The organism is Streptomyces sp. NPDC020362, from assembly GCF_040642095.1.
GTDB lineage: Bacteria > Actinomycetota > Actinomycetes > Streptomycetales > Streptomycetaceae > Streptomyces.
On sequence record NZ_JBFAET010000033.1, the window covers coordinates 46,826 to 66,225 of the forward strand.

The following is a 19,400-nucleotide window of genomic DNA, read 5'->3' on the forward strand; positions in this document are numbered from 1 at the left end:
GACAGCGAGGGCGGGGGGCGGGTGATGCGGGCCGGGTGACGGGGTCGGGTGGGCCGGGTGACGGCTCGGGTGACGAATTCAGGCGACTGGAGAGTGCAGGCTGGTGGCGGGCGCGGGGAAGCAGCGCGGATCGTCCCAGAGCAGCTGGACGTCCCGCGCCCAGTGTTGCTCGGGCTCCTCGTCCGCCTCCGCCTCCTCGCGCAACGCCTGTATGTACCGCGGGAGTTCGGTCGGCGCAACGCCCTCCACGCACGGGGTGAGCGCGTCGAGGAAAGCGGTGCCGGGGCAGGGTGCCGAGTGGTCGGCGGCGTCGGTGCAGCCCGCGCGCGGCCACAGCAGGACCGGCACGGGCGTGTTCAGGCCGACCTCGAAGTGCTCCGGAACGGCGTCGGGCGGGGCACCGTAGGCCGCCAGGCCCGCGTCCTGCTCGCGCAGGCGCTTGCGCAGGCCGAGCGGGCGTTCCCGGGTGCCGCAGTCGATGCGGTGCAAGGCGGTGCCCGGGCCTTCGGTCAGGTGGTGCCACTGCTTGCCGAGCTGGTGGCGCAGCCGGGCGCTGTGGTGCCGGGAGCGGTCGGCGACGACCACGGGGTGGGCACAGCCGAGCGGGGTGGAGTCGTCCGCGCTGCACGCCCAGTGCGCCACGGGCAGGTTCAGCAGGTCGCGCGGCAGCACGAAGGTCAGCAACTCGTCCGCGCCCGGGGCTAGTTGCCTGAAGGCGCGGTCGATGCCCCGCTGGACGTGTTCCCTCACGTCGGCGCGGGGCAGCCGGACGGTGCCGATCGGCCGGGGCCGTCCGTCGCGGTACGCCGACACCGCGACCGTGACCTGGTCGGGGCCGGCCCCGCTGCGGTCGATCTCGACGAGGATCGGGGCCCAGGCCGGGGCGGGCGCGGCCGGTGCGACGGGTTCGGCGGGCCCGTCCAGCAGCTCTGCCAGCCGGTCGGCGAACCGCGCCAGGGCCTCGGCCGGCTGCTCGACCTCGAACTGCACATAGCCGACGGCCGCCCGTAACGAGCCGAAGCCACCCGGGGGCAGCTCGGGGCCGAAGTCGCCGACGGCGTCGACGAACAGCTGGTCGGGGGAGCAGGCCGGCCCGGCGGCCTCGGCCCGCCGCAGCAGGTCGTACAGCTTGCGCGTCGGGTCCTCGCCGCCGTCGCAGGCCGGGACCAGCTCGCCGAGTCCGGGCCAGTGGCGGGCCAGGACCTCGGTGGGCAGCATCCGGGCGACCCGTACGCCGTGTTCGCCGGCCACCTGCGCGACCATGCCGGCCACCCTGCCGTCCGGGAGGGTGGCCGCGGCCCCGCTGAAGCCGTGCGTCAACGGCTGCCCGTGCGCCGTGACGGCCTCCAGCTGCACCCACTGGCCGGCGATCCGGGTCGCGGACACGGCCCGGTACCGGGCGAGTTGGCCCTCGTCGTACCCCTGCGGGAAGCCGTAGGCCACCAGCACCGGCAGGGCGGGGCCCGGTTCGTCGCCGGGCGGAGCGAACCGGGCGGGAGCCATCGGCACCTCGCAGGCCAGCTCCAGCACCGCCAGATCGCCGGGATCGGTGGCGCCGCCCGCCCAGCCCCCGTCCACGGTCACGACCGCGGGCAGCACGCCGAGGTCCGGGCGGTTCGGGAACGAGACGGTCAGCATCCCCGGCTCGCTGTCCTGCACGACATGCGCACAGGTCAGCACGGTGCGGGGGGCCACCAGGAAGCCCGCTCCGGCGACCGCGCCCCCGTACTCGATCCGGGCGTGCCAGGCAGCGCTTCTCATCACCGGGTGGTGGGCTCCGGACCTGCGCCGTCCGTGACGGCCGGTGCCGCGTCCTTCGACGACCAGCTCAGCTTGACGACCAGTTGCCCCTCCGCGGCCCCCTTGGCGATGACCGCCCCGGCCTCGGCGGTCAGTTTCACGCCGAACTCCAGCTCCACGGAGTCCGGACGCAGGCTGCCGTCGCGAAAGACCCGCAGCGCGGACTGGGCCGCCGAGCGGACGCCGTCCAGGGTGCCCTCGAAGGTGCGGGCGGCCTGGGCCGCAGGGCCGCCCTCGCCTCTGGAGACGAGCCGGGTCCCGCTCGTGCTCTCCGTGGCCTCCACGACGACGACGGCGCCGTCCTCGGTGGTGAACTCCATCAGCCTGTTCATGGCGCCGTTCCCCCGTGTTCTTGATCCACAGTGCACCTCCATTGTTCCTGACGGGGAGTCGGGATGTCTCCGGTTCGGCCGCTGCCGCGGGCCGGAGGTGGCGGGAATCCGCCAGGACGCCTTCCCGCCACCGACGCCCAACCCCTGTGTGCCGCACGGCACATGACACTCGTCCCAGCACTCGACGCACTCGACACGAGAAGAGGCGTGGATGACCAGAGGACCAGTCGGCCGCGGGGCGGCGCTGCTCGCGACGGGACTTGTGATCGCCCTGTCGCCGACGGCCCCGGCTCTCGGGCAGCAGGCCGCCACCGCGGCCCGGCGCACCCCGCAGCGAGCAGCCGGCGCCGCCACCACCGTCACCCTCGTCACCGGCGACCGGGTGACCGTCACCGACCTCGGGCAGGGCAGGAGGACGGTCGCCGTGCAGCGGCCCCGGGGCGCCGCCGGCGCGGTGCGGACGCAGACGAGCGGCGGTGACATCACCGTCGTACCGGACGAGGCGCTGCCGTATCTGCGGGCCGGCACCCTGGACCGGCGGCTGTTCGACGTGAGCGGGCTGATCCGGCAGGGGTTCACGGACGCCGGGTCGGACACGCTGCCGCTGATCGTGACCTCCGCGAAGGGCGCCCGCGCCGCCACCCCGGCCGGCACCGAACGGACCCGGACGCTGCCGAGCCTCGGCGCCGCCGCCGTCGAGGCCGGCAAGGGACGTACCTTCTGGCGGTCGTTCACCCGCGGCGAAGGCGTCGGCAAGGTCTGGCTCGACGGCCGCGTCAGGACCGACATGGCCGAGAGCAACGCGCAGATCGGCACACAGACCGCCTGGGACGCCGGCCTCACCGGCAAGGGCGTCACGGTGGCCGTCCTCGACACCGGCGTGGACCTCGGCCACCCCGACCTCAAGGACCGGGTCGCCGCCACCAAGAGCTTCGTCGACGGGCAGGAGGTCGCCGACCGCAACGGTCACGGCACGCACGTCACCTCCACCGTCGGCGGCAGCGGCGCCGCCTCCGACGGCAAGGAGAAGGGGGTCGCGCCCGGTGCCACGCTCGCGGTCGGCAAGGTCCTCGGCGACCAGGGCACGGGCAGCGAGTCCCGGATCATCGCGGGCATGGAGTGGGCGGCGCGGGACGTGCACGCCCGGGTGATCTCCATGAGCCTCGGCTCGACCGAGGCCAGCGACGGCACCGACCCCATGGCGCAGGCGGTGAACACCCTCACCGAGGAGACCGGTGCCCTCTTCGTCGTCGCCGCGGGCAACACCGGCGCCCCGTCCTCCATCGGCTCGCCCGGCGCCGCCGATGCGGCCCTCACCGTCGGCGCGGTGGACGCGGGCGACCAGGCGGCCTACTTCACCAGTGCCGGACCCCGCTACGGCGACAACGCCCTCAAGCCGGACCTGTCGGCACCCGGCGTCGACATCCTCGCCGCCCGCTCCCAACTCGTCCCCGGCAGCGGCTACTACACCTCCATGAGCGGCACGTCCATGGCGACCCCGCACGTCGCCGGAGCGGCCGCCCTGCTCGCCCAGGAGCATCCCGACTGGACCGGCCCGCAGCTCAAGGACGCGCTGATGTCCAGCTCCGGACGGCTCGACGCGTCCGCGTACGTGCTGGGTGCCGGACGGGTGAGCGTCTCCGACGCCGTGAAGGCGGACCTCACCGCCACCGGCAGCGCCGACCTCGGCTTCTACAGCTGGCCCTACGACGCGAACCAGCCGGTCACCCGCACCCTCGCCTACCGCAACTCCTCCGCCCACGACGTGCAGCTGAAACTCTCGGTCCAGGGCGCTGCGGACGGCGTCGCCACCCTCGCCGACTCCGCCCTCACCGTCCCGGCGCACGGCACCGCGTCCACCACCGTCACCGGTGACGGGTCGAAGGCGCCGGTCGGGCAGACCAGCGGGCAGATCGTGGCCGCCGGGCCGGACGGCACCCCGCTCGCGCACACCGTGTTCGGGCTGGTCAAGGAGGAGGAGCGGTACACGCTCACCGTGCGCGTCCTGGACCGCGACGGAGCGCCCGCCACCGCCGATCTCGCCGTGCAGCGGCTCGCCGAGGGCGAGGACGCCCAGCCCGCGCACGTCGGCGACTCCGGCACCCTGAAGCTGCGCCTGAAGCCGGGTACGTACAGCCTGACATCCTTCCTCGACGTGCGCGGCAGCCACGGCGCCGACTCGCTCGGCCTCGGCTTGCTGGCCGCCCCCGAGATCACCCTCGACCGCGACCGCGACGTCACGCTCGACGGACGGACGCTGCGGGAGATCAAGGCGGACGTCGACCGGCGTACCGAGACCCGTCAGCTGCTCATGGAGTACGACCGTACGGCGAACGGCGCCGACCTGTTCGGCGCGGTCCAGGTGCCATTGACCTACGACAGCGTCTTCGCCGCGCCCACCGGGAAGGTCACCCGGGGCGGTTTCGAGTACCGCACCGTGTGGCGGCTCGCCAAGCCGCTGCTGGAGGTCGAGGGGGTCGGCGAGGCGACCGTCCAGGCGGGCGGCACCTTGATCGAGGGCCGTACGAGGCTGCCGCTGGTCGACGTCGGGGACGGCCCCTTCACCGGGGTGGCGGGCAAGGCGGTGCTCGCACACCTCGCCGCCGGCGCCGACCCGGCGGCGCTGGCCCGGGCCGCCCAGGACGCGGGCGCCAAGGCGCTGTTCGTGACGGACGACGCGCCCGGCCGGCTGATGGCCTGGTGGGGCACGGACGACAACGCCGACCGGCCGCTGCAGATCGCCACGGTGAGCAGGGCGGACGCGGCACGGCTGCGGTCGGCGCGACGCGTCGACATGACCGGAACCCGCGACTCGCCGTATGTGTACGACCTGTCGCAGGGACACCGGGGGGCGATCCCGGACCGGGACCTGACCTACGCCCCCTCGGGCCGGCAACTTGCCGCGGTGCACGTCAGGTTCCATGCGCCGGAGCCCGTCAGCGGCGGCGAGTTCCGGTACTCGATCACCGGCACCTTCCCGATCGGCCTCGGCTTCATGGAACGCGTCGACCTGCCCGCCGAGCGCACCGACTACGTCTCCACCGGCCCCGGCCAGCTGTGGCACGAGTCCGTCACCGCCCGCGACGGCGCGCTGGAGGAGCGCAGCGGGCTGGTGCGCTACGAGGGCGGATCGCGGCCGCGGCTGAACTGGTTCCGTCCGGTGTGGCACCCGTGGCTGGGCACCGGGCTGGGCTGGGGGCAGCAACGCGCCGGGAACCGGATCCAGTTGAACACGCCCGGCTGGGGCGACTCCGGGCCCGACCACACCGGCTTCGGCGACGTGTGGAGCGAGGGCAGCGGGATGAGCCAGACCACCGCCGTCTACCTCGACGGCACACAGGTCGACCGGCGCACCGGCTCCGGCGCCTACGTCTGGGACGCACCCGCCGACGAGCACACCTACAAGGTGGTCACCGACACCGCCCTGGACGCCGGCCACTGGCCGCTCGCCACCGAGGGCCACAGCGAGTGGACCTTCCGGTCGGCCGCCACACCGGAGGACCACTGGACCTGCCTGCCGCTGATCAACCTCGCCCTCGACGTCCACGCCGACCTCGCCGGCCGGGTGCGCGGCGGACAGCGGACACCGGTGGCGCTCAGCGCCGAGTACGTGGCGAAGGCCGCGGGCACCGGCACCCTCGGCGGCGGCCGCCTGGAGGTGTCGTACGACGACGGCACGACCTGGCGGACCGTGCCCCTGACCGCCGGCCGGGGCGCCTCCTGGCACGGGACGCTGACCGTGCCCCGGGCCGCCGCCCACGTCTCCCTGCGGGCCTCGGCCCACGACGACAGGGGCGGCTCGGTGACCCAGGAGATCGTCCGGGCCGTGGCCGTCGGGTAGCTCAGGGCCGGGGGTGGTCAGCGGCTCCGACGATGCCCCGGACCACCCCCAGCTCCACCAGGTCCTGCGGCCGGATGCGCAGCTGTCCCGCGGTCGCCTCCACCTCCCCGGGCGGGCGCTTGAGGATCGCCGCCGCGAGTTCCGGCGCGATCACCGAGAAGTAACTGTCCGGCGTGGCCCAGGTGTTGCCGGGCGCGGCCAGTGCGAGCGCCCCGCCGGAGCCGCCCTCGCCGATGACGAGCGTGGTGACCGGGACCCGGGCGGCGGCCACCGCCCCGAACACGTCCGCGATCGCGGCCCCGGCCCCCTGCCGCTCCGCCTCGGCGTCGTTGGCGGCACCCGGCGTGTCCACCAGGGTCAGCACCGGGATCCCGAGCCGGTCCGCGAGCCTGATCAGCCGGCCCGCGGTGCGGTACCCGGCGGGCCGGGTCGCCGTCCCGGTCTGCGCCGCGTACGCCACGGTACGGCCGTCCCGCTCACCGAACCCGCACAGCATGCCGTCGGGGTCGGTGCCGCCGCAGCGGTCGCCGCGGAGCGCGGCCCGGTGCGCGAAGAACGCGTCCAAGTAGGCCTGGGCGCGGGGGCGTTCGGGGGAGCGGGCGCGGCGGACGGCCTCCCAGCCGGTGCCGGGGAGGCCGAGCGCGCCAAGGGCGTGCGGTGCGGGGGCCTCCTGCGCCGGGGTCGTGAGCAGCCGCAGCCACTGCCCCAGCGTCCGACGCAGTTCCTCGGGCCGTACCACCGCGTCCGCCGACCCCGCCGCCACCTGTGCCTCGGCCGTGTAGGCGGACGGGTCCGCGTCCGGGGGCCGGACCCGGGAGCCCGCGAAGCCCACCTGTGCGCCCGGCAGCGCGAGGATCACATCGGCTCCGGCGCCGAGGGTGGCCCAGCCGCCGCCGGTCGTCGGGTCCCGCAGGACCGCGATCTGCGGCAGGCCCGCCTCCCGGGTGAGCGCCGACTGGCGGGCCACCCGTTGCAGCTGGGTCAGCGCCAGCATGCCCTCCTGCATCCGGCTGCCGCCGGTGGCGACCAGCGGCACGACGGGCAGCCGGTGGCTCCGGGCGTGCGTGTAGGCCGCCACCAGGCGGTCGCCGGTGCGCTCGCCCAGGGAGCCGCCGAGGAAGCCGAACTCGAACGCGATCAGCACGGCCCGGGTGCCCGCGATGCTCGCGGTGCCGCAGACGACGGACTCCTCCTCGCCGGTGCGGGAGGCGGCCCGTGCCCGCGAGGCGTCGTACCCGTGCCAGCCCAGCGGCCCGTCCACCGGCGAACGCCTTATTTCAGTGGGGAGTTCACGGAAGGTCCCGCCGTCCGTGACCAGGGTCAGGAACTCCCGTGCCGACAGTCGCTCAGGCATCGGCCACCAGGGCCCGCTTCATGATCTTCCCCATGTCGTTGCGGGGAAGGACGTCCAGGTAGCGGACCACGCGCGGGCGCTTGTGCGGGGCCAGCCGTCCGGCCACATGAGCGGCCAGCTCCTCGGCCGCGGGCGGCGCCTGCGGGTCCGCCGGGACGATCCAGGCCACGATCCGCTCGCCGAGGTCCGTGTCCGGCTCCCCGGTGACCGCGGCCTCCCGCACCCCCGGGTGCTCCAGCAGCGCGTTCTCGATCTCGCCCGCCCCGATCTTGTAGCCCCCGCTCTTGATCAGGTCGGTGGCCTTGCGCCCGACGATGCGGACGTACCCGTCGGGCTCCCGCACCGCCATGTCACCGGTGCGGAACCAGCCGTCGGCGGTGAACGCGGCGGCGGTCGCGTCGGGCCGGTTCAGGTACTCGGTGAACAGGTTCGGGCCGCGCACCTGGATCTCGCCGACGCTCTCCCCGTCGCAGTCCGCCAGTTCCGAGCCGTCGTCCTCCACGAGCCGCAGCTCCACCCCCGGCAGTGGCACACCGACGGTCCCCGCGCGGGCCTCCCCGTCGGCCCGCACACTCGTGTTCATCAGCGTCTCCGTCATGCCGTAGCGTTCGATCACCCGCCGGCCGGTCGCCGCGGCGATCCGCTCGTGGTCGTGCACCGGCAGCGCGGCCGAGCCGGAGACCAGCAGCCGCGCCCGGCCCAGCGCCTTGGCCAGCTCCGGGTCGTCCGGGAGGGCCTCGGCGATGCGGTGGTACATGGTCGGCACCCCGAACAGCATGGTCGCGCCCTCGGTCAGCTCCCGGGTCACACCCTCGGTGCTGAACCGCCCCAGGTGCCGCACCGACCCGCCGCGCCGCAGCGGGCCGAGGATGCCCAGTACCAGCCCGTGCACATGGAACAGCGGCAGCCCGTGCACCAGCACGTCGTCCGCCGTCCACTGCCAGGCGTCGGCCAGCGCGTCCAGGGTCGCGGCGAGGGCCCGGCGCGGGATGACGGCGCCCTTGGGCGGGCCGGTGGTGCCGGAGGTGTAGACGACCAGCGCCGGATCACCGTCGGAGAACTCCTCGGCCGGGGCGCCGCCGGTGCCGGCCGCGTCGACGTCGAGCCGCTCCAAGTCACCCAGGAATGCGGGCAGTTCAGTGCCGGGAGCGGCCAGTACCAGGGAGGGTGCACTGTCGGAGAGGATGTGCGCCAGCTCCTTCTCGCCCGACTTCGGGTTCAGCGGCACCGCGGCCACCCCGGCGAGCAGCGCACCTGTCACCGCGACGGCGGTCTCCAGCTCCGGTGTCGCCCACACGGCGACCCGGCCGGCCCCCCGCAGCCGCGTGGCCAGCGCGCCGGCGGCGCCGGCTAGCGAGCCGTAGGTCGACGACCGTTCGCCGAACCGCAGGGCGACCCGCTCGCCCGGGCCGTCCGCCAGGGCGGGGAAGAGGGAAGTCACGCGGCGCACTCCTTAGCTGTCGGAGAAAGCTGTCGGGAAACCCGGGAGACCCGAAACCCGGGAGACTCCCGGATCCCCGGGGACGACAGCACCTTCCTACACCAGGAGCCTCGTCCCCACGACCGCGCTCAGGTCGGGCGCGAGGCGCAATTCGGCCGCGCGGAGGGCAGGATGCTCCAGCCAGTGCAGCCGGGCTGCGTCGGGCACGCCCTCGTGCAGCGGCGGCCAGCCGGTCGCCGGGGTGAAGTCGTCCACGACGACCGTCCCGCCCGGCACGAGCAGCCGCTCGACGTCGGCGGGCCGGTCCCCGGGCGCCTTTCCCTGCCCACCGCCGTCGAGCACGAGCAGATCGAAGGGCCCGTACTCCTCGATCCGCCGCCAGTCGCCGGTGAGGACGGTGACGCCGGGACGGTCGGCGAAGACGTCGGCAGCCGCCCGCGCCCTGTCCGGATCCCGCTCCACGCTGTACAGCCGCACCCCCGGCCCCGCCCCCGAGGCCAGCCACGCCAGGCCGACCCCGAGCCCGGTCCCGGTCTCGCCGATCCGGGCCGGGGCGCCGCCTGCCAACGCGTGCAGCAGGCGGCCCTGTTCGGGGCGGCAGGAGTAGGCGAAGCCGGCGGCGCGGGCGGCGGTCAGCGCCTGCCGCACGAGGGGCGGAAGCCCGTCCGGACGGGTGTACGCGTCGGTGCCGTGAACCGCCATGGAACCACCTCTTCTATCCGGCAGACACAGGTGAACGGGTGGGAAGGACGACGTCCGCCACGACACAGCTCACGTTGTCGGGCCCGCCCGCCGCATTGGCCTCGTCGACCAGTGCGTGAACGGCATCCTCCCCACCGAGCAGCTCTTTGATCCGTGCGTCGGGGACCACACCGGTCAACCCGTCGGAGCACAGCAGGTACCGGTCACCGGCCCGGGCCTCGTGCAGCCGCAGATCCGGTACCGGCGCCGTGTCGGTGCCGAGAGCCTTCAGCAGCAGAGCCCGCTGGGGATGACTCTCGGCCTCTTCCGGTGTCAGCCGCCCCTCGTCGATCAGGGACTGCACGACACTGTGGTCGTGGGTGATCCGGAACAGCTCGCCGTCCCGCAGCAGATAGGCCCGCGAGTCCCCGATGTGGACGAGCGCCAGCTGCGACCCCGTCCACAGCAGCGCGGTCAGCGTGGTGCCCGCGGTCTGCCCCTCGTTGCCCGCCAGATCCCGGACCGCCTCGCTCGCGCCCCGCACGGCCTCCTCCAGGAGGTTCAGCACACTGCCCGCCGCCAGGTCCTCGCCCTCGTCCAGGAACCTCAGCGCCTCCACGGCGGCGCTGCTCGCGAGCGCCCCCGCCGGTCCGCAGCCGTCCGCGACGGCGAGCAGCCTGCGGCCCGCGTACACGGTGTCCTGGTTGGCGGGGCGGACGTGGCCCCGGTCGGAGTGGGCGGAATAACGCAGTTCCAGCATGGTGGTGTGGTCCCTTCTCGACTCTCCGGTCAGCTGGTCGACGAGGAACGCGGCGAGATCCCGCCGTACGGCGGTCTCGGCCTCGACACGGCCCCAGTAGGCCCGGATCTCCCGTGCGGCACCCGCCGCGTCGAGGGCGCACACCCCGCGGATCCTGGCCAGGGGCATGCCCAGCCGCCGCAGCCAGGCCACGAGCCGGGCCTGCCCCAGCTGCTCCACGGCGTAGTACCGGTAGCCGGTGTCCGGATCGACCCGGGCGGGCCGCAGCAGCTCCAGCTCGTCGTAGAGCCGCAGTGCCTTGGGCGACAGCCTGCTCGCCCTGGCGAAGGCTCCGATCGTCAGCAGTTCCATGAAAACCTCGGTGTCATCGAAACCTCGCGTTCCCCGCATCCGCCACCGATGCTGGGGCTTACCCGAAGGGGAAGGTCAACTGCGCTGTCCCGGTTCCCCGGACGCTTGTTAGCCTCGCGGTGCTCGAACCGTCGTACGACAGGGAGACCGCCGTGTCCCGTATCGCTCTCGCCACCTACGACCCCGGAGCCGGGCCGAGCAAGGACAGCGACCTGGCGGTGCTGGCGCGAGCCCTGCGGGAGGCCGGGGCCGGGGCCGACATCCGGTGCTGGGACGACCCGGACGCCGACTGGGGCGCCTACGACCTGGTCGTCATCCGGTCGACCTGGGACTACAGCTGGCGTGCCGAGGAGTTCGCGGCGTGGGTGGAGCGGGTCGGCGCCGTGACCCGGCTGGCCAATCCGCCCGCCGTGGTCCGCTGGAACACCGACAAGCGCTACCTCGGTGAGCTGGCGGCGGCCGGTGTGCCCATCGTCCCCACGCGGTACATCGCTCCCGGCGAGCGTGCCGACCTGCCCGCCGGCCACGAGTACGTGATCAAGCCAACCTCCGGCGCGGGCGCCCGGTTCGCAGCCCGCTACACACCCGCCGAGCACGAGACGGCCGTACGGCAGCTGGCGCGGATGCACGAGGAGGGCTTCACCGCGATGGTGCAGCCGTACGTGCGCGGCATCGACGTCACCGGGGAACGGGCGCTGCAGTTCTTCGGCGGCAGCCTGCTGCACGCCAGCCGCAAGGGCGCCGTCCTCTCCTCCGGCACCCCGTACGACGCCCACAAGGTCGCCCACCCCGACCTGGAGACCTGGCAGCCCACGGACACCGAACTGGCCCTGGCCGAGAAGGCGTTGACCGCCGTGCCCGGCGGCGCAGCGGGGCTGCTGTACGCGCGCGTGGACCTGGTCGACGGGGAGGACGGCCGGCCGCGCGTGATGGAGCTGGAGCTGGTGGAACCGAACCTGTTCCTGTTCCTGCACCCGACGTCCCTGCCACGCGTCACCCGGGCCATCCTCACGGCGGCCGCGCAGGACTAGGACGCCTCGCCCCCGGCCGGCCCGCCGCGGACCGTGGCCCGGCAGGCCTGTGCGTACGCACGGACCAGCTGCCGTTCCTCGTCCTCGCGGCGCCAGGCCAGGACGTAGCGGCTGGGGCCGATGCCGCGGACGGGGCGGGTGGTGACGCCGCCCAGGGTGATCAGCGGGGCGTTGCCCGTGGCGACCAGGCAGACGCCGAGACCGGCGACCAGCGCCTCGTACGTCTCCTCCGCACCGGCGATCTCCGCGCCGATGCGCGGCGGGCGGCCCGCCCGGGCGTCCAGGGCGAGCCAGTAGTCGCGCAGCGGACCCGCGCTCTTCGGGAGCGCGAGGAACGGCTCGTCGAGCAGGTCCGCGAAGTCGATCTCGGCGCGGGCGGCGAGCGGATGCGTGTCCGGGAGGGCGACCAGGCGGGGCTCCTCGGCGAGCACCGTCCAGGCGTAGCGCTCCGCGTCGGGCAGCGGCAGCCACACGAAGGCGACGTCCGCGCTGCCGTCCGCCAGGCCCGCCGTGGGGTCCTCCCAGCTCACCTGGCGCAGCCGGGCACTGGCCCCGGGGTGGGCGGCGGTGAAGCGGGAGCGGATGGCCGGCAGCAGCCCGCCGCGGCCCGGGCTGGTGCTCATGCCCACCGTCAGCGTGCTGCGCTGCGCCGCCTTGGCCGCCTCCACCGCGGCCGCGCCCGCCTCCCACGCGGCCAGCACCTGCCGGGCGTGCGGCAGCAGGGCCTCGCCCGCGGCCGTGAGCGCCGCCCCGTGCCGGTCGCGGCGCAGCAGCTCGGTCCCCAACTGGCGCTCCAGCGCCCGGATCTGCTTGCTGAGCGCGGGCTGCGAGACGTACAGCCGCTCGGCGGCGCGTGTGAAGTGCAGCTCTTCGGCGACCGCGACGAAGTAGCGCAGGTCCCGGGCGTGGACGTCGATCGTCATAACCGTTGGCTATCACCGCGGGTCTTGGACGGGCAACGGTCTGTGGCGGCAGGCTTGTTCGTGTCAGGACGAGAACCCGGTCGGGACGAGTACCCGGTCGGGACGAGAACCCGGTCGGGACGAGTACCGATCAGGACCTACGGGGAGTTGTCGTGAACAAGGTATGGCTGGTGACCGGTGCGAGCAGCGGCTTCGGGCGGGAGATCACGCAGGCGGCCGTCGCCGCCGGTGACGTGGTGGTCGGTGCAGCCCGGCGCCCCGAGGCGCTGGACGACCTGGTGGCCGCACATCCCGACCAGGTGGAGGCGCTGCGTCTGGACGTCACCGACACGGCCGCGATCGAGGAGGCCGTACGGGACGTGGTGGCCCGGCACGGGCGGATCGACGTGCTGGTCAACAACGCGGGGCGTACGCACGTGGGCGCCCTGGAGGAGACCACCGACCAGGAGCTGCGGGACCTGTTCGACCTGCATGTCTTCGGCCCGGCGGCCCTGGTGCGGGCGGTGCTGCCGCACATGCGGGAGCGGCGCTCGGGCGCGATCGTGCAGATGAGCAGCATGGGCGGGCAGATGTCCTTCGCGGGCTTCGGGGCCTACAGCGGCACGAAGTTCGCGCTGGAGGGCATGTCCGAGGCGCTCGCGGACGAGGTGCGGGAGTTCGGCATCAAGGTGCTGATCGTGGAGCCGGGCGGGTTCCGGACCTCGCTGATGGACCCGGGCCGGGCCGGTGTCAGCGCGGACAGCGGGGTGTACGCCAAGGTGGGCGTGACCCGCGGGTTCGTGGCCGACGGCGACGGTACGCAGCCCGGTGACCCGGCCAGGGCGGCGGCCGTCATCCTGGCCGCGCTGGAGGCCGAGCGCACCCCGCTCAGGCTGCCCCTCGGCGACGACGGGGTGGACGCCGTCCTGACCCACCTCGACCAGGTGCGGGAGGACGTCGCCGCCTGGGAGAAGCGGGCCAGGGCGACCGGGTTCGCCGACTGACGCCTCAGCCGGCGAGGCCGACGAGCGCCGTGCGCTGCAGCAGCCCCCACGTGAACTCGGCGGCCACCTCCAGCCGTATGCCGTCCCGGTCCGGCACGGTGAAGGCCAGCCCCCAGCGCGTGGGGGCCGTGCCCTCCAGCGGGCGGGCCGGGGCGAAGGCGCGGGCGGCCTCGTCCACGGTGCAGGACCACGGGGTCAGGTCTTCGAGGGTGCGCAGGTCCGGGGCCGGGGCGCCCGGCGCACGGACCAGCCACTCGTTCCAGACCGCGCCGTCGGGGGAGACCAGCACCTCGAAGCGCAGGTCCGGCCAGAGGGGAAGCGCCCACCGCCGGGCCTCGCAGTCGACGTCGCCGAGGCGGCGTGCGACGACGGCCTGCGGTTCACCGAGGACCGAGCGGTAGCGGGCGGCGGCGGACCGTGACCTGGGCGACCGGACCATGGCCTGCCAGCGCTTGTTGGCCTCCCGCATGTCCGCGATCGAGGCGCCCAGTTCGCGCCGGGCGTCCTCGACCAGGTCCGGGTTGTGGTCGGCCATACGGCGCAGCAGCACCAGCTGGAAGTCGAGATGCATGGCACCCATGGTGCCCCGCCCTGTCCCGGCCATTGCCCGCGCAACCCTCCATGGCTAGCCTGTGTTCGTCATGCCGATCGCCTGTTGAAATCTCGAACAGGCCGCCTAGACCCAAGGGAGGGGGCCGGACGTGGGACGCCTCGTGCCTGCCGTGACCCGGGCTCTCGACATTCTGGAGCTGTTCCTCGACGGGGACGGGACGCTCTCCGCCCCCGACATCGTGCGCAGGCTGCAGCTGCCGCGCACCACCGTGCACGAGCTGGTCACCACGCTCGCCGCACGCTCGTACATCGTGCCGGTGCCCGGACAGCCCGGACGGTACCGGCTCGGGGTACGCCCGTACCAGCTCGGCAGCCGCTACGCCGAGCAGCTCGACCTGGCGGCCGAGGGGCAGCAGGTGGCCCGCTCGGTGGCCGAGACCTGCGACGAGACGGTCCACGTGGCCATCCTCGAGGGCACCGACGTCATCTACATCGCCAAGGTCGACTCCACGCACGCGGTGCGCATGGTCTCGGCCGCGGGGCGCCGGCTGCCCGCACACTGCACCTCGGTCGGCAAGATGCTGCTGGCCTCGCTGCCGGAGCAGGAGCTGGCGGCGCGGATCCCGGACGGCGCCGAGCTGACCGCGATGACCCCCAACAGCATCACCGATCCCGCCGCCCTGCGCGAGGCCCTGGCCCAAGTCCGGCAGCTGGGCATCGCGGTGGAGAGCCGTGAGTCCAACCCGGACGTGTCCTGCGTGGCGGCACCGGTACGCGACCGGGCCGGCCAGGTGGTCGCCGCCCTGTCCATCTCGGTGCCCATGATCCGCTGGAGCGACGAGCGCCGGGCGGAGCTGGAGCAGCTGGCCGCAAAGGGTGCGGGGGAGCTGTCGGAGCGGCTCGGGCACCGGGGCGGGGCGTGACGCGGTACGAGGTCGCCGTCCCGGCAGCGGCGGCGCTCGGCGAGGGCCCGACGTGGGACCCGGCCACGGGTCGCCTGATCTGGCTGGACATCCTGGGCATGCGCATCCACACCTACGACCCCTCGTCCGGCCGCCGGACCGTCCGTACGACGGAGCAGCACGTCGGCGCGGCGAAGCCGCGGGCGGGCGGCGGCCTGGTGCTGAACCTGCGCGACGGCGTCGGTCTGCTGGACCCCGACGACACGTTCCGCTGGCTGCACCACGAGCCGGTGCCCGGCCGCCGCGCCAACGACGCGGCCGTGGCCCCCGACGGGTCCCTGTGGGCGGGCACGATGCGCTACGACGAGGCGCCGGGCGGCGGCACACTGTCCCGCCTGACCGGCGACGGAGAGGTACGCGTCGTGCTGCCCGGCGTCACGGTCAGCAACGGCACCGGCTGGAGCCCCGACGGCAGCCTCCTGTACTACGCCGACACCCCGACCCGGCGCGTGGACGTCTTCGACCACGACGACGGGGGCGTCCGCAACCGCCGCACCCTGGTGGAGATCGAGGAGGGCGCCGGCTTTCCCGACGGGCTGGCGGTCGACGCGGAGGGGTGTGTGTGGGTCGCCCTGTGGGACGGGGGAGCGGTGCGCCGCTACACGCAGTCCGGCGAGCTGGACCGTGTCATCGCCCTGCCGGCGCCGCGTACGACGGCCTGCGCGTTCGGTGGCCCGGACCTGACCGATCTGTACATCACGACGGCGCGCACGGGGCTGTCGGCCCCGCACCCCGTGTCGGGCTCGCTGCTGGTCGTGCCGGCCGCGGGAAAGGGCCTACCGCAACCGGCGTTCGAGGGCTGACCGCCGCCGGGCCGGCGGTGGGCGGGTCTCGCTCACCCGCGCCGACGGGGTGCCGCTGCGCCCACGGAGGCGCGAGCCGCCCCAAGGGGTCGCGGGGAACTGCGCGACCAGCTCCCACGCACCCGCGCCCGGCAACGCACGGCAGCCGCGCACCCGCAGCCGACGACGGACCGTACCCGCCCTACAAAACCCCCGCGGCCTTTCGTTCCTCCGGTGTCAGCGGCGGAGCCGCGAGCCGTGGCTTCAGCGGCCCCACCGCGGCAGCGACCAGCATGCTCGGCGTCAGCAGGGTTTCCGGCCCGCGCTCCAGGGACGTCACGTCGGTGACTCTGCGGGCGATGCGGCCGTTGCCCGTCGCGGTGTGCAGCAGACGGCCGACGTAGGCGGACAGGACCCGGTCGCGCAGGGTGGGGCCGGACTCCGTGGCGCCCGGGTAGAACACGTCCACCCCGATCGCCAGGTCCCAGGCCGTGCGGACCGTACGCCCCACCTCCTTCTGCACGTGCCGGGACAGACCTGCAGCGCCGAGCCCGCCCCGGCGGCGCAGTGCGTCCCGCAGCGCCAGTGCCGACTGCGCCGAGACCGACATCCCGTGCCCGTACACGGGGTTCAGCGCGCACACCGCGTCCCCGAGCACCACGAAGTTCTCGGGCCACGCGGGCATCCGCTCGTAGAAGTAGCGCCGGTTCGCGGTGGTCCGGGTGACCGTCACCTCGCCGAGCGGCTCCGCACCGGCGAGCAGCTCGGCGATGATCGGGTGCCGCAGCTCCTGCTGTGCGTAGCGCAGGAAGTCCCCGGTGTCCGCGGAGGGTTCGCCGCCCCGGGAGCCGTACAGCGTCACCATCCACCGGCCGTTCTCCACCGGCAGCAGCACACCGCCGCGGCCCGCCTCTCCCGCCTGCGGATCGGGCTGCACGGTCACCACCGGGAAGCCGTCCCGCGCCTGTTCGGGCGCCCGGTACTGCCGACTCGCGTACGTGATACCGGAGTTGACCTCCCGCCGCTCCGGCGCGGGCAGCCCCAGCCCGGCCAGCCACCGGGGCGTGCCCGAGCCCCGCCCGGTCGCGTCGACGACCAGATCGGCCGCGATCGTGCGCTCGTCCCCGTCGTGCGGGTGGATCCGGACGCCGGTGACCGCGGCGCCCGTGCCGGTGAGCCCGACCGCCTCGGCCCGCTCGACGACCTCGATCCGATCGTCGGCGAGCACCTGCGCGCGCACGGTGGCGTCCAGCAGGTCGCGGCTGCACAGGATCATGTGGTGCGACTCGGCCCACCGCCGGTACCAGCCGTGCGGGGACAGGCACACCATGTCCGTGGTGACCGGCAGCCGGTGCGCCCCCGCCGCCCGCAGCCGCCCCGTCGCGCCCGGCAGCAGCTCCTCCAGGGCCCGTGCACCGCCCGACCAGAGCTGGTGGACGTGCCGGGCCTGCGGCAGGCCCCGGCGCGGCTCGGGGCCCTCGGGCAGCGTGTCCCGCTCGACGACGGTGACCCGGCCGGCGAAGGAGGCCAGGACCCGGGCCGCGAGCATGCCGGCGAGGGAGCCGCCGAGGACGACGGCGGTGGTGGGGCGGTCACTCATGGACGGACACGCTCTCTGCTGGGGCGGCCGCACGGGCGCGTACCGCCTCGATCTCGTCAAGGTGGCGCAGGGCCCGGGACACCGCACCGATCTCCTGCAGCAGGCTCGTGGTGTCGGGGCTCTCGGCGGGTTCGGGCGGCTCGGGGCCTCGGTGCTTGGCCTCGATCGCGTCGAGGATGCTCACCGCGGCAGCCAGTGCCCGGGCGCGCTCCGGCGGGTGGCCGAGGCCGAGCGCGGCGTCGTACGAGCGCCGGCCCAGGCCGGTGTCCATGTGCCGGGCCAGCGGCAGCAGCACGTCCCGGATGAACGTCTCGCGCCGGGTCAGCCGCAGCTCGGGGGTGGCCCGCAGCACGAACGGCACGCCTTCGCCGCTCGCGGCCCGCATCAGCTGGTACAGCGGCCCCAGTTCGCGGTGGGCGCGCCGGACCCGCCAGCGGTCGTGCAGGTACTGGCCGGCGTGCGGCAGGATGAAGCCGACCGCGATCAGGATGGCGGACAGGGCGGCCTCGGGCGGGGCGAGGTCGGTGCTGAGCCAGTCCAGGTTCCGCCCGAACCAGCGCGCGGTGACGGCGGTCAGCTTGGACGCGTCGAAGATCAGGTTCATCACGTAGCCGGCGCCCAGCAGCTTCAGTCCCCAGCGCAGCCAGGCGTCCAGCCCCTCGGTGCGCACCCAGTTCCAGATCAGCCGGGAGGTGATCAGGACGGCCACGGCGTGCGCGACGAGGTAGAGGAGGATCTCCTCGCGCATGAACGGGGTGGTGGCGTAGTACGTGTCCAGGTCCCGCAGCCGTTCCACGGGCGCGTCGGCGAGCAGGAACAGGGCCCACAGGGCGACGATCACCCCGCAGTAGACCGAGACGACCCAGCGCAGCGCGCGACGGGTGACGGCCGAGCGGTCGGGCAGGCCGTTGCGCCAGGTGATGATCAGCAGCAGACAGGACCCGCAGAACGCGGTGATCAGCGAATAGCACCAGGGCGCCGAGATGTTGGGCACACCGGTCAGCCGGTTGACGGCGGCGATCGTGGAGGGCGTGCAGAACACGAACACCCCGCAGGCGAGCAGCAGCAGCCCGCCGACCGCGCGCAGCAGCGGGTCCCGCCACAGCCGGATGATCGTGGGCAGCTTGATCGCCAGGGCGGCGGTGAGTACGGCGGTCGGGATCCAGAAGGAGATGTAGAACTCGCTGAGGATGCCGGCGGGGTTCAGCGCCAGGGTCACCGCGCGGCTCCGCCGCGTCCGCGATAGCCGAGGGAGCGCTGGACCGGGTCGAGGGGGGCGCCGGGTCCGGGTCCGGCCAGCTGGGGCCGCAGCAGGGTGGCCAGTCGGTGGCCGAAGTCGTCGGCGTCGGCCTCGTCGGCCTCCCGGGAGCCGTTGCGGGCGGCCGCGGTCAGTGCCATGTCGCGCAGGGCGGGCTCGTCCGCGAGCGCGCGGGCCGCGGCGGCCCCGGCCAGGTCGTGGTGCCGGTGCCCGGCGTGCAGATGCCACAACTCGTGTCCGAGGATGACCAGTTGCTGCATGGCCGCGGCCCGCTCCTCCACGATGACCAGGTCGAAGTCCTGGAACTCCACGCACAGGCCGGTGACCTCGATCTCGTCCGGGAAGCGCTCGAAGCGCAGCTTCACCGGCCGCCCGGCCCGCCGTACGCTCATCTCCTCGCACAGCGCCTGGCACAAGTCCCGTACGCCGCCCGGTGTCTGCCCCCGTGCGCAGACGGCGGTGGCGAGGTCGGCGGCGAGCGAGCGCATCGCCGAGCCCGGACGGGAGCGACGCAGTCGTGCGGCCAGCCGTGACGCTCGCTGTCGCGCGCCCGCGATGGTCATCGGTCCCCCTTCTCACCGCCGGTGTGCGGCTCGTCCGAGCGTACGCGCCCGGGTGTGGTCACGTCATGCGATCCGGCGACCGTTGTTCAACGTGGAATGACCGCCTCCGTGTGCAGGTGAACACATGCCTGCCGCTTCGGTCCGTCCCGGTCGCCACGGAAGGGGCGCGCGGCCGCGCGCCCCTTC

16 protein-coding genes are annotated in these 19,400 nt (G+C 74.3%); 5 read left to right on the forward strand and 11 right to left on the reverse strand.

Annotation, left to right across the window (positions count from 1 at the left end; translation table 11 throughout):
• Positions 1-78 precede the first annotated feature (78 nt).
• The gene (locus AB0H32_RS15670) at positions 79-1,761 is read right to left on the reverse strand and encodes a trypsin-like peptidase domain-containing protein (protein WP_361119739.1); all 1,683 of its coding nucleotides are present in this window, start codon (positions 1,759-1,761) and stop codon (positions 79-81) included.
• The gene (locus AB0H32_RS15675; RefSeq protein ID WP_361119741.1) at positions 1,761-2,132 is read right to left on the reverse strand and encodes a CU044_2847 family protein; all 372 of its coding nucleotides are present in this window, start codon (positions 2,130-2,132) and stop codon (positions 1,761-1,763) included. The genes AB0H32_RS15670 and AB0H32_RS15675 overlap by 1 nt, the downstream gene beginning before the upstream one ends.
• A 211-nt stretch (positions 2,133-2,343) precedes the next feature.
• On the opposite strand from AB0H32_RS15675, the gene AB0H32_RS15680 reads away from it, so the two are divergent.
• Positions 2,344-5,973: a S8 family serine peptidase gene (locus AB0H32_RS15680; RefSeq protein ID WP_361119743.1), complete on the forward strand. Its 3,630-nt coding sequence runs from the start codon at positions 2,344-2,346 to the stop codon at positions 5,971-5,973.
• Between the two features lies 1 nt (position 5,974).
• Here the strand turns inward: AB0H32_RS15680 and AB0H32_RS15685 are convergent, their stop codons facing one another.
• From AB0H32_RS15685 to AB0H32_RS15700, 4 genes are all read right to left on the reverse strand, one after another.
• Positions 5,975-7,327, reverse strand: coding sequence for a carboxyl transferase domain-containing protein (locus AB0H32_RS15685; RefSeq protein WP_361119745.1), 1,353 nt, complete (start codon positions 7,325-7,327; stop codon positions 5,975-5,977).
• Positions 7,320-8,768 carry an acyl-CoA synthetase gene (locus AB0H32_RS15690; RefSeq protein ID WP_361119747.1) on the reverse strand — a complete coding sequence of 483 codons (1,449 nt, stop codon included), beginning with the start codon at positions 8,766-8,768 and terminating at the stop codon, positions 7,320-7,322. Before AB0H32_RS15690 ends, AB0H32_RS15685 begins: the two co-directional genes overlap by 8 nt.
• 96 nt (positions 8,769-8,864) lie before the next feature.
• The gene (locus AB0H32_RS15695; RefSeq protein WP_361119749.1) at positions 8,865-9,470 is read right to left on the reverse strand and encodes a class I SAM-dependent methyltransferase; all 606 of its coding nucleotides are present in this window, start codon (positions 9,468-9,470) and stop codon (positions 8,865-8,867) included.
• A gap of 13 nt (positions 9,471-9,483) precedes the next feature.
• Positions 9,484-10,560 (reverse strand): MerR family transcriptional regulator, encoded by a 1,077-nt coding sequence (locus AB0H32_RS15700; RefSeq protein WP_361119751.1) that lies wholly within the window; start codon positions 10,558-10,560, stop codon positions 9,484-9,486.
• Between the two features lie 152 nt (positions 10,561-10,712).
• Between AB0H32_RS15700 and AB0H32_RS15705 the strand changes: the two genes are divergently transcribed.
• The gene (locus tag AB0H32_RS15705; protein ID WP_361119752.1) at positions 10,713-11,591 is read left to right on the forward strand and encodes a hypothetical protein; all 879 of its coding nucleotides are present in this window, start codon (positions 10,713-10,715) and stop codon (positions 11,589-11,591) included.
• Here the strand turns inward: AB0H32_RS15705 and AB0H32_RS15710 are convergent.
• Positions 11,588-12,514, reverse strand: a complete 927-nt coding sequence (locus tag AB0H32_RS15710; protein WP_361119754.1) for a LysR family transcriptional regulator — start codon at positions 12,512-12,514, stop codon at positions 11,588-11,590. The two genes, AB0H32_RS15705 and AB0H32_RS15710, sit on opposite strands and share 4 nt — an antisense overlap.
• 152 nt (positions 12,515-12,666) lie before the next feature.
• Here AB0H32_RS15710 and AB0H32_RS15715 point away from each other — a divergent pair, with 152 nt between their 5' ends.
• Entirely contained in the window at positions 12,667-13,497 is an 831-nt protein-coding gene (locus AB0H32_RS15715; protein WP_361119756.1) for an oxidoreductase, read from the forward strand.
• 4 nt (positions 13,498-13,501) lie between these two features.
• Here the strand turns inward: AB0H32_RS15715 and AB0H32_RS15720 are convergent, their stop codons facing one another.
• The gene (locus tag AB0H32_RS15720) at positions 13,502-14,068 is read right to left on the reverse strand and encodes a hypothetical protein (RefSeq protein ID WP_361119758.1); all 567 of its coding nucleotides are present in this window, start codon (positions 14,066-14,068) and stop codon (positions 13,502-13,504) included.
• Positions 14,069-14,198: 130 nt separating this feature from the next.
• On the opposite strand from AB0H32_RS15720, the gene AB0H32_RS15725 reads away from it, so the two are divergent.
• A complete protein-coding gene (locus AB0H32_RS15725) occupies positions 14,199-14,972 on the forward strand; it encodes an IclR family transcriptional regulator (protein WP_361119760.1) in 774 nt (257 codons plus the stop codon).
• Positions 14,969-15,814: an SMP-30/gluconolactonase/LRE family protein gene (locus AB0H32_RS15730; RefSeq protein ID WP_361119762.1), complete on the forward strand. Its 846-nt coding sequence runs from the start codon at positions 14,969-14,971 to the stop codon at positions 15,812-15,814. Before AB0H32_RS15725 ends, AB0H32_RS15730 begins: the two co-directional genes overlap by 4 nt.
• A gap of 181 nt (positions 15,815-15,995) precedes the next feature.
• Here the strand turns inward: AB0H32_RS15730 and AB0H32_RS15735 are convergent, their stop codons facing one another.
• From AB0H32_RS15735 to AB0H32_RS15745, 3 genes are read right to left on the reverse strand one after another with little or no spacing between them, the layout of a single operon-like run.
• The gene (locus tag AB0H32_RS15735) at positions 15,996-17,393 is read right to left on the reverse strand and encodes an FAD-dependent monooxygenase (protein ID WP_361119764.1); all 1,398 of its coding nucleotides are present in this window, start codon (positions 17,391-17,393) and stop codon (positions 15,996-15,998) included.
• The gene (locus AB0H32_RS15740; RefSeq protein WP_361119766.1) at positions 17,386-18,612 is read right to left on the reverse strand and encodes an MAB_1171c family putative transporter; all 1,227 of its coding nucleotides are present in this window, start codon (positions 18,610-18,612) and stop codon (positions 17,386-17,388) included. Before AB0H32_RS15740 ends, AB0H32_RS15735 begins: the two co-directional genes overlap by 8 nt.
• A complete protein-coding gene (locus tag AB0H32_RS15745) occupies positions 18,609-19,214 on the reverse strand; it encodes a toxin-antitoxin system, toxin component family protein (protein WP_361119768.1) in 606 nt (201 codons plus the stop codon). The genes AB0H32_RS15740 and AB0H32_RS15745 overlap by 4 nt, the downstream gene beginning before the upstream one ends.
• Positions 19,215-19,400: the final 186 nt, after the last annotated feature.